The sequence below is a fragment of the Chitinophagales bacterium genome, from assembly GCA_016787225.1.
Taxonomy (GTDB): Bacteria; Bacteroidota; Bacteroidia; order Chitinophagales; family JADJOU01; genus CHPMRC01.
This window is the reverse complement of the sequence record JAEUUY010000022.1, coordinates 30,290-44,486: the sequence shown is the minus strand read 5'-3', so window position 1 is coordinate 44,486 and position 14,197 is coordinate 30,290. Positions and strand designations below refer to the sequence as shown.

The window sequence follows — 14,197 nt, the reverse complement described above, 5'->3', positions numbered from 1 at the left end:
AAATTGTTTTTTTGAAACCTCAAATATAAGGAGTTTGTTATAAAAAATTAAGAAAACTTGGTTTTTAATTAAAATCTCACCAAAAGCATTTGAAAATACTAAACTATATTTGCCCTAACATTAAAAAATTAGATATGTCTGAGCCTAAAAAAGAATTTTATTATACTGATAGAAATCAACCACATCCAGCAAGAGCAAAGGCTATGCTTCAGTCTTTTCCCCAGATAAAATCCCTCTTCGGCGCAGAGCCTAAAACTATGATTATCATCCTTCAAATTGTTATTTCTCAAACTATTATGGCTATTTTTTTAGGGATGGCTGGATTAGAATATTGGTGGCTTTCAGCTATAGCTGCCTATTGTTTCGGAGCATTTTTCAATCATGCCAGTTTCGTCATAATTCATGAAACCTCACACAATGCTGTCTTTAATAAAAAGATACTCAACAGATTTGCAGCTTGTATTGTAGATTTAATCAATGTTTTTCCTTCTGCAGAGGGGTTCAGAGTATATCATATTCGCCATCATGCCCATCAAGGCGACTATGAGTTTGACGCGGATTTACCTTATAAACACGAAGCTAAAACCATTGGTAATAACCCTATTTTTAAAATGATTTGGCTCTTGTTTTTTCCTGTAGTTCAGGGGTTAAGACCATTTAGATTAAAAAATATTAAAATGTGGAATCCATGGGTCGTACTGAATGTGATTACAACCTTTGGCTTTGCTTGGCTTTTAGGTTATGTTTTTGGCTGGAATGGTATATTATACTTGTTTCTTAGCTTTGCCTTTTCTATTGGTCTTCATCCTTTAGGTGCTCGTTGGATTCAGGAACATTATACACCTGAAGGAAATCCGCAAGAATCTTTTAACTACGAAGGACCTCTCAATTTAGTGAGTTTAAATGTTGGACTGCATAATGAACACCACGATTTTCCTAGTATTCCATGGAATAAGCTGCCTGAATTGAGAAAAATAGCGCCAGACTATTATTTAAAATTAGACCACCACACTTCATGGGTCAAACTTTTTTTTAACTTTATATTCAATCCTAAATACGATTTATTTTCAAGAATTGTGAGAAATAAAGAAGGTAGATATGGTGTAGATAAAGATTTCATGGAACGCAATGAGTTAGTTCTTTCTAAAGAAGCTGTAGAAGTAGGATAAGAATGATGACAATCATAGTATTTTGTCTGCTTTTTAGTGGGGTTTTATTTTTTTCGTATAAAAAATACAAGCGAATTTTTGCCAATATTAAATTAGGCAGAGAATATAGCAATCCAAATCCTACCTCGGAAAAACTAAAAAACATGACCCTTATAGCGCTAGGGCAGAAAAAAATGTTTTCACGCCCTGTGGCTGCTATATTTCATTTGTTCATTTATGTTGCATTTGTATTTACGCAGTTAGAGCTTATTGAAATTCTCATAGACGGATTTACAGGTTCGCATAGAATACTGGGGCATGCTATGATGAATTGCTGTCCGATGGTTTATTCAGGATTAATCAATTTAATTGAAATTCTATCCTTACTAGCATTGATAGCCACTTTAGTTTTTCTCAGTAGAAGAAATCTTTTAAAACTTCCGCGTCTCAACATGGCAGAGCTAAAAGGATGGCCTATGAAAGATGCCAACATCATTTTGATAGGGGAAATTTTTCTAGTATTTGGTATTTTCTTAATGAATAGTGCGGAATCGGCTTGGCTAAACACGAATGCACAAGAAGGTTATCATTTTATTCTAAGCAGTATGCTTGGAAATTTATTTATAGGATTGAATTCTGAAACATTGCATTATCTGTCACAAACTGGATGGTGGATGCATCTTATTGGCATTTTTGGATTTATACTCTATCTGCCACACTCCAAACACCTTCATATATTGCTCGCATTCCCTAACGCATATTTATCTAATCCTAATGCCAAGGGCAAGATGGATTACATGCCAGAGATATTGCATGAAATAAAGTCGATGATGGGTGAATCTGTCGAGGCTTCTGACCCGAATGTAATTCCTAAATTTGGAGCCAAGGATGTCTTTGATTTATCTCAGAAGAACTTATTAGATGCCTATGCCTGCACTGAGTGTGGTCGATGCACATCTGCTTGTCCTGCCAATCAAACTGGGAAAAAACTTTCGCCTAGAAAGATTATGATGGATACGCGAGATAGACTCGAAGAAGTCGGTAAAATTTTAGATAGTAATAATAACGAATGGAAAGACGATGGCAAATCACTATTACATTCTTATATTTCGGTAGAAGAACTTAGAGGCTGCACTACTTGTAACGCCTGTGTAGAAGAGTGTCCTGTGAATATTTCACCATTGGATATCATCGTTCAGCTGCGCCGAAATCTCATCATGGAAGAATCCAATTCTCCTCAAGAGTGGAATGGTATGTTTGGCAATATCGAGAATAACGGTGCTCCATGGAAATTTGCTCAGAGCGAAAGAGGCAACTGGTCAAAGTAATTTTAAGTTATAAGAGATGATACAAATAAAAACAATGGCGGAGTATTTAGCCGCAGGCGAAAACCCTGAAATCCTCTTCTGGGTGGGGTGTGCAGGTAGCTTCGATGATAGAGCCAAGCGCATATCGAAAGCATTTTCAGAAATATTAACCAAGTGCGGAGTCAAATTCGCTATTCTCGGTCAGGAAGAAAGCTGCACGGGAGACCCAGCACGCCGCGCGGGCAATGAGTTTCTCTTCCAAATGATGGCTTACCAAAATATACAAATCCTAAATGGTTATGAGGTCAAAAAAATCGTCACCGCTTGCCCGCATTGCTTCAATACGTTAAAGAATGAATATCCCGAGTTAGGGGGGAATTATGAAGTGATTCATCATACTCAATTGCTACAAGAATTAATAGATCAAGGAAAAATCAAAATCTCAGATGCTTCTGAATTTAAAGGTAAGCGCATAACCTATCACGACTCTTGCTATCTGGGTAGAGCCAATGATGTGTATGAAGCTCCAAGAGCTGTATTAGCTGCACTCGATGTAGATTTAGCGGAAATGGGCAGAAGTAAGAAAAATGGTATGTGCTGTGGAGCTGGAGGTGCTCAAATGTTTAAAGAAGAAGAACATGGTGCTGAGCGCATCAATACCAATAGAACGAAGGAAGCCTTAGAAACAGGCGCCGAAGTCATTATAGCTAATTGCCCTTTCTGCACTACCATGCTTGAGGATGGTGTCAAATCATTCGAAAAACAAAATGAAGTCAAGGTTCTCGATATTGTAGAGCTTTTGAACGCCTCCGTTTAGTCTTAAAAATTTATTTTTTTCAACTATTTTGTAGTATATTTGCGTCACCCCATGCGCTTACTACTAGTCATTTGTATTCCATTTTTAGCCGTTTCTGTCTATTCTCAAAATAAAATAGATAAAATAATAGACAGCACCCCTATCTTGAAAATTAATAAGCAAGAGCATACGAATACTAACACAAATCTCAATGTAGAGAAGAAAAGAGACAGCTTCCCTATAACCACGATTCATGAGACCTATTATGAGGGAAGAAAAATACGCGTCGTCACAGAATATACTGCGCCATGAAAAACTATGTACTTTTTCTTTCTTTTATTTTCTTCTTCAATAAGGCGGATGCACAGCCTTGTACCTATAGAGATTCATTCAAACCAACACTAACAAATACCTGTAGTACCTATAATATTGGTCCATATGTGGGTTGGGCACAATTTTGCTCTACTACTGGATATACTGGCTCAGGACGATATACGGTAGTTAAAGTATGTACAGACAGCATTCCCAATTGTATCAATTTAACGGTCTCTCCTGGAACCTATACTGGGAATATGGAAATTACTTTATTCTCTAGCTGCTGGACAAATAGTCCAAGTGGATATATAAATAATTCATATAAATGCATCAATGGGTCTTCAGGCTTCTACTCCACAGAGGGGCTAGGACTAGCAGCTAATACTTGCTATGTAGCTGCCATTTGGACAAAGGATACCGGTACATTTCAAATGTGCAGACAATTGAGTGCACGACCCGCAGACGACACCTGCCTTGGAGCTACTACTGTGCCCTATGTGGCTACCAGCTATAACACTTCATGCTATTCCCATGATGCTACAAAAGAGCCCAATAATGCTTGTGGAGCTACTAGTTTAAAAAAATCTAGATGGTTTAAACATGTTCTGACCTGTGACACCTTTGCTAGATTCTATTATGGGAATATAAACTGTGTAGGCGGAAGTATTGCATCTTCCGGATATAATATATTCTATTATACTGGTAATTGTAGCTCATTGTCATATTATGGCTGCCAATCAGGCACAGGAGGGAATACTTCTTATCCTGTTGTTGGACAAACGTTAGGAACAACCATTTATATTCTTGTGAATGGGAATTTTGGTTCTAATTGTAATTTTACTATTAGAACAGATAGCCCAGTTATCGCTAAAACGATTACCCAAAATTTATCCATCTGTAATGGGAAAAGTATTATTGTTGCGGGCATTCCTAGAACCACAGCAGGAACCTATCGCGATACTATATTTAAACCCTGCGGTGCTGCCACAGTAATAGATTCTATCCGTATTTTCAATCTCACTATTCGTCCCACATCGACTACCACTATTGACACCAGCATATGCCAAGGAAGATCTATTTTCTTCAAGGGGCAGAATAGAACGACAGCAGGTACCTATAGAGATACTCTTGTCAAAACGAATGGCTGTGATAGCATATTGATACTTAATTTATCCATCAAACCTAATAGCTTCAATACCCTGAATACTCAGATTTGTTCCGGGCAATCTATTCTTTTTAATTCCGCATTGCGCACGACCACAGGGACATATTTAGATACTCTTACGAGTGCTAATGGTTGTGATAGTTTTTTAACCTTAAACCTAACCGTTAATCCAACTGCCACAACGAATATTTTTGATACCATATGCCAAGGTGGCTCTCGACTCTTTAATGGAATTTTGAGAACGACCAGTGGTATCTATCGTGACACATTTTTAACTTCTAAAAACTGCGATAGTTTTATTCTTTTAAATCTACATGTAAAGCCATCCTCCTCGAAAACTATAGATACTGCCATTTGTCAAGGAAAATTTGTTTTCTTTAAAGGACAGAATAGAACCACAGCAGGAACCTATCGTGATACCTTAGTCAACGCTAAAGGCTGTGATTCTTTTGTGATACTAAACTTGACGATTAAGAATACGAGTACGACTACCATCAATCTATCCATATGCCAAGGAAATTTCGTGGTATTCAAAGGACAAAATAGGACTACCACAGGAACATATCGTGATACCCTAGTCAATGCTGTCGGTTGTGATAGTATTATCATTTTAAATCTTACAGTGAAGCCGCATAGTTTCACCACACTCAATACCCAGATATGTGCTGGACAATCTATCATTTTTAATTCTATAGTGCGAACTACCACTGGCACGTATTTGGATACCCTCCTAAGTGCAAATGGTTGTGATAGCTTCATAACCTTAAACCTAACTGTAAATCCTACTCCCACAACAAATATTTTTGATACCATTTGTCAAGGAGGCTCTCGACTATTCAATGGTATTTTGAGGACGACCTCAGGCGTTTATCGCGATACGCTCCTCACATCTAAAAATTGCGATAGTTTTATTCTACTCAATCTCCATGTAAAATCTACTTCGGCTAAAACAATAGACACCGCCATCTGTCAAGGGAAATCAATTCTCTTCAAAGGGCAGAATAGAACCACAGCAGGAACCTATCGTGATACATTAGTTAATTCAAAAGGCTGTGATTCTATTGTGATACTAAACTTGACGATTAAAAATACGAGTAGCACCAATATTACATTAAATATTTGTCAAGGAAGTTTTGTAGTCTTCAAAGGGCAAAATAGAACCACAAGCGGAGTATATCGAGATACGCTGACGAATGCTGTCGGATGTGATTCTTTCGTGACTCTTAATCTCACAGTTCACCCCATTAATACAACCAACTTGAATATCTCGATTTGTGCCGGTAATTCTTATTTTTTCAAAGGGCAGAATAGAATGACAACAGGTATATATCGAGATACTATTAAGACTGCCTTTAATTGTGATAGTTTTATCATTTTAAATTTAAGTGTTTTACCTAGTCTCAATAGAACTATTGATAGTGCGATATGTCAAGGAAAATCTGTTTTCTTCAAAGGGCAGAATCGAACCACTGCAGGCACCTATCGCGATACCATTGTAAATCCATCGCCGAGCTGCGACAGTATCATCACACTCAATCTAACGGTAAAAAATACATCTACACGCAATTTGTTTGATACGATATGTCAAGGTCAAAGTGTCCTATTCAAGGGAGTTCCAAGAACTACAACAGGAATTTATAGAGATACACTCATAAATGCAGTAGGTTGCGATAGCTTTATAAATTTAAATTTATTCGTAAAGGCTATTCCTGCAATCAATGCAGGATTAGATACTTCGCGAGTGAATTGTGCCACAGATAGTGTGCGACTGGGTAGCGTAGCCATAGCAGGGCAAACCTATCTATGGACGCCAAATACTGGATTGAGTTCGGGCTCTATAGCCCAGCCTTGGGCTAAGCCTACATCGACCACGAGCTATATCTTAGAAGCAACCCTTACGTCTAGTGGTTGTAAACTGAAAGATACCATTATCGTTACTGTACTTCCGAGTACAGTCAATGCCTCTGTGCGAAAATATCTTCGCACTTGTAGAGGTGCTTCGGGTCAAAGCATTGGCGGTACTCCTACAGCAAGCGGAGGCACTGGTCCTTATACCTATTTATGGACACCGAATACCTATCTCAGCAGCAATACTGTAGCTAATCCTAGCCTAGTCTCCATGCAGCATAGCAGCAATACTTATGTGGTGCAAATAACCGATAATAAAGGCTGCATAGCACGTGACACTTGCTTAGTGATCATTGATTCACTTCCTAGAAACGCAGCAGGCAGAGATACCAATGTTTGTAGGAATGCAAACTTAACTATAGGCAAGCCACCCCAAACCAAGATAAATTACTCTTGGAACCCTGTTACAGGGTTAAGTTCGTCGAATATAGCTAATCCTAATTTCAATTCCACTACTGCTGGTAGTTATCAATATATTCTCAATGTAACAGATAGCAGCAATACTTGTTCCCTGCTCGATACCATAACTATACAAATTCATCCTCAAAAATTTGACACTCTAAGACCTGCAATATGCGCTGGTCAGAGCTTTTTCTTCAATGGAGCACCTCGCACGACTGCAGGCACTTATTTCCAAACTGCTATGACTTCTAAAGGCTGTGATAGCTTCATAGTGCTATATCTCACAGTGAATAATACCTCCTCTAAGACTATAGATAGCCAAATATGTCAGGGTCGTTCTGTGTTTTTCAAAGGTCAGAATAGAACCACAACGGGTACCTATAGAGATACATTTTTAAACTCAAAAAACTGTGATAGTGTCGTAACGCTTAATCTCACAGTAAATCCAACCCCTACGACGAATATTAATCTCACAATATGTCAGGGACAAAGTGTAAACTTTAAAGGAACACCAAGAACTACCAATGGAATTTATCGAGACACCTTACTAACCACTAAGAGTTGTGATAGTTTTATAATTCTCAATCTAACGGTATTGCCTAAAACCTTCAGAACGATAGATACTGCAATTTGTCAGGGGAAAACTTATTTCTTCAAAGGACAGCCGAGAAGCAGCAATATGACACTCATCGATACCCTTGTGAATACAGTGGGATGCGACAGTGTAGTAACTTTAAATCTCAGCACCAAAGATACCAGCACACGAATTATAAGGGACACTATCTGCAAAAATTCTCTACGACTTTTTAATGGAAATTTTCTGAATAATACAGGTATTTATAAAGATACGTTAGTCAATGCAAAAGGCTGCGACAGTTTCCTATATTTGCACCTCCTGGTAAAAGACACTAGTTCAAGACAATTATACGATACGATATGCAGCAATCAATTTAAAACATTCAACGGTATCAATAGAACGACGTCTGGCGTTTATCGCGACACATTGGTCAATTCACTAGGCTGTGATAGTTTAATCTACCTCAACTTGTTTGTCAAATCTACATCAAGTTCAATCAATAATATCGCTATCTGCGCCAATCAATCTTATTTTTTCAGAGGACAGTTTAGAACTACAGCTGGAACCTACAGAGATACCCTGCCAAATGCAAGAGGTTGCGATAGCTTTATTACACTCAATCTTTCGGTAAAGTCACTATCCTCTCGCACGATAGATACGACGCTATGCAGAGGGCAGACATTTTTCTTTAAAGGTCAGCCAAGAAGCCTAGCAGGTACTTATCGTGATACGCTGATTAATGCTGTAGGTTGTGATAGTTTTGCAACCCTAAATCTCGCATTTAAAGACACTAGCAGATATGTATATGCTGATACTATTTGTAAAAATCAACCTGTCCTATTCAATGGAGCATGGAAAGATGTCACAGGAATATATCGCGATACTTTGGTCAATGCAGTAGGTTGTGATAGCTTTGTTTATTTAAACTTATTAGTCTATAATAATAGTACACAAATCTTAAGAGATACGATATGTAGCAACGAATTTTATTTTTTTAATAATCAAAATTTAAATGTATCAGGAATCTATCGTGATACTTTTTCAAACAATCTTGGCTGCGATAGTTTTGTCATACTAAATCTTGTCGTGCATCCTACTACCTCTTCTGCCAGAACAATCAATATCTGTCAAGGTCAATCCTATTTCTTCAAAGGAAAATCTGAAACTACTTCTGGAACGTATTATGACACACTCATAAACAAAAATGGCTGTGATAGTTTTATCACCCTAACCTTAATAGTCAACCCGCTGCCGATAGCCAATGCTGGTCCAGACAAAATACGTGTGAACTGTGATGGCGATAGTGTACAGCTAGGCGTAGCTCCTACACCATCCTATACTTATTTGTGGACACCGTACGTCGCTCTTCAATCTCCTACATTAGCCAATCCTTATTCAAAGGCAACTGTGAAAACCCGATATGCCCTCCTAGTAACGAATAGCATTACAGGCTGTCAAGCGAGCGATACGGTAGAGGTGGATACGCTCAATAGCAAGCTAACTGGTAGCGCTGTAGTTAGAAATCTTCGATGTTATAATGATTTCTCTGGACAGTTGAATATACAAGCTAGCAATGGCTACCAACCTTATGGCTACAAAGTCAATGTGATGAATAATTATATTTCTTCTAATATCATAGGAAATCTATCTGCAACTCCATCGGCTGTTTATACCATTATAGACAATAAAGGCTGTTTATTTTCTGGAGCTTTTGTTATTACGCAACCAGATTCTATTCGCATCACTACGATAGTAAAAGATAATCTTAAATGCTTTAATGATAGTTCTGGGAAGATAGCTATAGAAGTTAGTGGAGGCACACCTCCTTATCAATTTTCATGGAATAGAAGTTCAAGCACGGATTCGATAGCAGATAAACTAGCTAGTGGCGAACACATAGTCACTATTAGAGATGATAGTTTTTGCTCAAAGCAATATCCAGTCATACTCCAAGAACCAGCGAGAATTTTTCTCTCCGATACCATTAAATACCCTAACCCATGCTTCGGTGATTCTCTAGGTAAAATTAAGGCGATAGCTAACGGTGGCACAGAACCTTATAATTACTATTGGAGCAATGGTAAAGCCACACAGGAAATTGACAAATTAAAAGAAGGAGTTTACCGACTGACTATTCAGGATAGAAATCTTTGCAGCGATAGTTTCCGTGTGCATTTAGAAGATCCACGTAAACTCAGAATAGACTCTGTCCCTAAGAAAGATTTGAACTGTAATGATAATGCAGAAATACGTTTTGTGGTATCGCAAGGTAGTCCACCATATCTCTATAGTATCAATGGTGGCGATATTTATAAAAAAGATAGTCTATTCCGCATACATAAGACTGGCTTATTCCCGCTCAGTGTGCTAGATAGAAATCTATGTTTAGTTAAAGATTCTGTGACTATAGGATATCAGAGCCTAATCAAAATAAAACTAGAGCCTCAAGAAAAAACGATAGAACTTGGCGAACAAGTTCAACTTGGGTTCAGGGTTATAGAAGGTGATTCTAATCTTATAGAGCGACTGCGTTGGAGTCCTAGTGCTGGCCTGAATTGTAGTGATTGTGAAGCGCCAATAGCTTCTCCATATAGTAGCGAGAGCTATACATTAGATGTAGAATATGCAGTCGAATGTCAGACCTCTGATAAAATCAAAATCAAAGTGGAATCAAAAGATGAATTATATATCCCATCAGCATTTTATCCATATTCAGACAAATTAGAAAATCGTACATTTAAGATATACTCCAATAATATCCTGCGAGCTAGTCTATCTATATATAATCGATGGGGAGAAAAAGTGTATGAATCAGACGAGCCACATCGTATAGGCTGGAACGGAGAATACAAGGGTGAAATTTTGAATTCGGGCATCTTCTACTACCATCTTGACCTCACTTATATAGATGGGCGAAAAGTCATACGAAAAGGTGATGTTAATTTGATTCGCTAGGATTTTAATACCGTAAGCGTATTAGTAGTAGTCCTATGTCGCATGGCTCATTGCACTTAACAAATACAGCTACGGCATTTACCATAGCAAGGTTTTAAAATGGGTTGGACCATTTTAAAACCGCTATTGGTATAACTCACATTTTAGTGAACACTACCAAAAAAAAGGGCAGAACCAGTCTGCCCTAATTGCCGATAATTTAAAGAATGAAAGGTTGGACAAACTAAAAATCGACAATTTTCTATTGTTTACCTCTAGTTTAGAGTTATGCTTTTAGCTTTGGCATCTCCATATCTATTATTTCTTGGGCCTTCGATATCTCTCCTTTATGTAGTTTTGAAAAAAGATAAGAGAAAGCTATCTTGATGAAATCTTCTAATCTAGGTTCAGAACAATCACTTCTCTTGGCTATATTTTTTGAATTAATCTCAGCGACCGCTTTATTGAAGCAATCCATAATTATCTCCTTGATTTGACTTTTTAAAATTTTATCCTGCCTTTTGATAATTATATCATATTCAAACCTCGCAAAAGCACGATCATCATTTACATAATCCGAAAGTTCATGACACGTATTATCCTCCATAAACAATGGAGAATGTATTTTTAACTCTTGAATCAAATCGGAGGCCAAATGCTCTTCGCCCCTGTGCAATTTCTCAAACAACTTTAAAAAGAATTTCCTTAGAAAATAATTTAACCGAGGGTAGTCATTTTTTTTGTTTCTAATTAAGCCCCGTCTCTCAACTTCATTTAGCACATGACCATAGGAATCAATCAATTCACTAATCAGTTTTTCTATTATTAGTGAATTATAATTATCGAATATTTCTTTTATTTCTTTCTCTTGTTTATTCATATATAATTAGAGAGGCAATAGGTGGAATGTTTTCCTGCATGACTATATTCTCAAGTAAAATTTTTATGTGAAGATAGAACTAACTCTTAACTATTATAACTTAAGTAAACTTTTTAACCTATAGATTTTATTATTTTTTCTACAAAACTGTAACGGAGAATAACACTACTCAATGAATCCTTATAAATTGAGTGAGATCACCATTTAATTACACCTAGAATATCTATAAAACTCAATTCTAGTTAAAATACTACTCAATTATTTCTACTCATATCAGTTCACAAGTCTTGTCTCTAATATTTCGTTCTTCATTTCATTTATAATTTCATAGGCTCTAACTTTATCGCCTTTATGCAGCTTGGTAAATGAATAGGTTAGGATAGTATACAAGTAGTAATCTATACGAGGTAAAGAAAGACCTGCCCGCTCAACTAGTTTCCTACGCTCTATCTCCATAGTTGAATTCCGATAGGTCTGCAGTACGGCTTCGGTTATCTTTTCTTTGAGTATATCATCATACCTATCTAGTACAAATTCTGCATTAGAAAATGCAGAATCGATTAAGAATTCGAGATAATCTCCATTTGCTTTCATAAAGTCCTAGGACTTTCTGAAAGTAGCAGAAGAAAGGCTGTTTTTACTTGATAATAAGAAATACTATTGCTGCCATTTGTGCGACCCACATGCCGACCATCCACTTTATAATGTCGAGTTTTGCATTTGACAAATCTTCTTTGGTAGCATAGGTCTTATACATCTCTGTTCTTAGATTATCTAAATCTTTATTGAGAAGTCTCTCAAATGCTTCTGTTCTTGCATCTACTTTCTCATCAACTACACGCTCGATAGACTCTATGACACGTTTAGCATCCTCTTTATTACTAAAGTAAACACTAAGTATTTCGTAAATCTGTAAACTTTGTGAGGCCGTCATATTATTTGCTTATACAAAAATAATGGTTTATAGGTAAAAGTTAGCTAGAAAAACGTTTCTACTTCTCAGAAGTGCTAATCTTCTTTATACTTTCTCATAAATATCAGTAGTAAAACGAGTCCTACTGAAATACAAGCATCTGCTACATTAAAAATAGCATTGAAAAAGGAGAACGGTTGTCCACCATAAATAGGAAGCCAGCTCGGAAGCTGCCCATCAAACAAAGGAAAGTAGAACATATCTACCACCTTGCCTTGTAGTAAAGGGGCGTATCCCTGTCCAAATGGCACAAACTGCGCTAAATTAGGCATGTGAAAACTACTCGCAGAGAATATAGCTCCATAGAATACACCATCAATGACATTGCCAATGGCTCCAGCTAGGATTAAAACCCCTGCGATTAACAACCCTTTATGCTCCCCTTTCTGAATATTTTTATACAGAAAAAAAGCAATGACTATAGAGAATACAATTCTAAACAGCGACAGAAAATACTTACCTGTAGTGCCACCCCACTCCATTCCGAAGGCTACACCAGGATTTTCAGTAAATACGAGACGAAACCAAGTAGGAATCACCATAACCTCTTCACCCATGTGAAAATGGGTCTTTACATAAATCTTAGAAGCTTGATCCACAGCTATAAGGAAAACGACAAATAGCCAGTAGACCCAAGCATTATTTTTACTTTGATTCATTTTTTCTAGTTACGAGTTTCTAGTTACGAGTTTCTAGTTTTGTGATATCACTTGTAACTAGAAACTAGTAACTAATATATTTATCTTTTCTTCGCGCCTACTTTTGCTTCCATACTCAGGGTAGCATGCGGTACGGCCATCAATCTTTTCTTATCGATTAGATTACCTGTCATTCTACAGATTCCATACGTTTTATTCTCAATGCGCACTAATGCAGCTTCTAGACCTTGAATAAATTTTATTTGTCTATTAGCCATAGCGCTTAGATGTTCTTTGTCATTGGTATGACCTCCATCTTCCATGCCTGAAAATTTGATGTCATCATCGTTCATCTCACTTTCTTTCATCTGATCCTGATAGAAGTTCAATTCTTCTCTAGCTTCTTCTAATTTTTTATTGATTAAGGTTTTAAACTCATTCAATTCTGCATCAGAAAATCTGGTTCTACCAATGATAGGAAGACGCACATCTCCATAGTCATCATCTTCCGCATTTCTTGGAGTCTCGTAGTTATTCTTTATTTCCATAATTTTCTTTCTACGCAATGCCAACTTAGCTGTTTTATCTTCTTTTAAAGTCAGATTTAACTTGGCGCTTGTTGGTTTTTCATTTACTATTTTTTTCTCAAGTTTTTTCTTAGCTTGAGGTTTTTCTTTTGGATTTACCGATGCTTGTTTTTTATCCTTGCTTAATAGCTTCTTATCTATCACTACGCCTCTCACACTAGGAGGCACTCTTAATGCGGTTTTTTTAGTCGATGACTTCTCCGTACCCTTCTTTGCTGTTGCCTTTTTAGCCACTGGTTTTACGACTGTTTTCTTTATAGCAGCTTTTGGTGCAGCTTTCTTAGCTACTACTTTCTTGGCAACTGGTTTTGCAGTTGTAGATTTCTTCGCTACCGCTTTCTTGGCTGCTGGCTTTGCAGCTATTTTATTCGCTGCTACTTTTTTAGCCACTGGTTTTACTGTTGTTTTCTTTGGAACAGCTTTCTTCGCTGCTACTTTTTTAGTCGCTGGTTTTACTGTTGTTTTCTTTGGGGCAGCTTTCTTAGCTACTACTTTCTTGGCTGTTGGCTTTGATGCTGCTTTTTTGATAACTGCTGCCTTCTTAGGTGTTGGTTTAGCCTTTCCCAT

10 protein-coding genes are annotated in these 14,197 nt (G+C 37.2%); 5 read left to right on the top strand and 5 right to left on the bottom strand.

All coding sequences use genetic code 11. The features are described 5' to 3' along the window. Positions 1-134 precede the first annotated feature (134 nt). The 5 genes from JNL75_08025 to JNL75_08005 are packed head-to-tail and all read left to right on the top strand — an operon-like array spanning position 135 to position 10,573. Positions 135-1,169 carry a fatty acid desaturase gene (locus tag JNL75_08025; GenBank protein ID MBL7789755.1) on the top strand — a complete coding sequence of 345 codons (1,035 nt, stop codon included), beginning with the start codon at positions 135-137 and terminating at the stop codon, positions 1,167-1,169. Positions 1,170-1,171: 2 nt separating this feature from the next. Continuing rightward, a complete protein-coding gene (locus tag JNL75_08020; GenBank protein ID MBL7789754.1) occupies positions 1,172-2,476 on the top strand; it encodes a (Fe-S)-binding protein in 1,305 nt (434 codons plus the stop codon). Between the two features lie 19 nt (positions 2,477-2,495). Then, positions 2,496-3,272, top strand: coding sequence for a (Fe-S)-binding protein (locus JNL75_08015; GenBank protein MBL7789753.1), 777 nt, complete (start codon positions 2,496-2,498; stop codon positions 3,270-3,272). Positions 3,273-3,323: 51 nt separating this feature from the next. Continuing rightward, positions 3,324-3,563, top strand: a complete 240-nt coding sequence (locus JNL75_08010) for a hypothetical protein (protein ID MBL7789752.1) — start codon at positions 3,324-3,326, stop codon at positions 3,561-3,563. Then, positions 3,560-10,573, top strand: a complete 7,014-nt coding sequence (locus JNL75_08005; GenBank protein MBL7789751.1) for a gliding motility-associated C-terminal domain-containing protein — start codon at positions 3,560-3,562, stop codon at positions 10,571-10,573. Before JNL75_08010 ends, JNL75_08005 begins: the two co-directional genes overlap by 4 nt. A 265-nt stretch (positions 10,574-10,838) precedes the next feature. Here the strand turns inward: JNL75_08005 and JNL75_08000 are convergent, their stop codons facing one another. The 5 genes from JNL75_08000 to JNL75_07980 all read right to left on the bottom strand — a co-directional run bounded on the left by JNL75_08000 (position 10,839) and on the right by JNL75_07980 (position 13,519). Next, positions 10,839-11,432 carry a hypothetical protein gene (locus JNL75_08000; protein MBL7789750.1) on the bottom strand — a complete coding sequence of 198 codons (594 nt, stop codon included), beginning with the start codon at positions 11,430-11,432 and terminating at the stop codon, positions 10,839-10,841. Positions 11,433-11,705: 273 nt separating this feature from the next. Further along, the gene (locus JNL75_07995; protein MBL7789749.1) at positions 11,706-12,026 is read right to left on the bottom strand and encodes a hypothetical protein; all 321 of its coding nucleotides are present in this window, start codon (positions 12,024-12,026) and stop codon (positions 11,706-11,708) included. A 43-nt stretch (positions 12,027-12,069) separates the two neighbouring features. After that, positions 12,070-12,366 (bottom strand): hypothetical protein, encoded by a 297-nt coding sequence (locus JNL75_07990; protein MBL7789748.1) that lies wholly within the window; start codon positions 12,364-12,366, stop codon positions 12,070-12,072. 74 nt (positions 12,367-12,440) lie between these two features. Beyond that, on the bottom strand, positions 12,441-13,064 hold the full coding sequence (locus JNL75_07985) for a lipoprotein signal peptidase (GenBank protein ID MBL7789747.1): 624 nt from the start codon (positions 13,062-13,064) through the stop codon (positions 12,441-12,443). 80 nt (positions 13,065-13,144) lie between these two features. Then, the gene (locus JNL75_07980) at positions 13,145-13,519 is read right to left on the bottom strand and encodes a TraR/DksA family transcriptional regulator (GenBank protein ID MBL7789746.1); all 375 of its coding nucleotides are present in this window, start codon (positions 13,517-13,519) and stop codon (positions 13,145-13,147) included. Between the last annotated feature and the right edge of the window lie 678 nt (positions 13,520-14,197).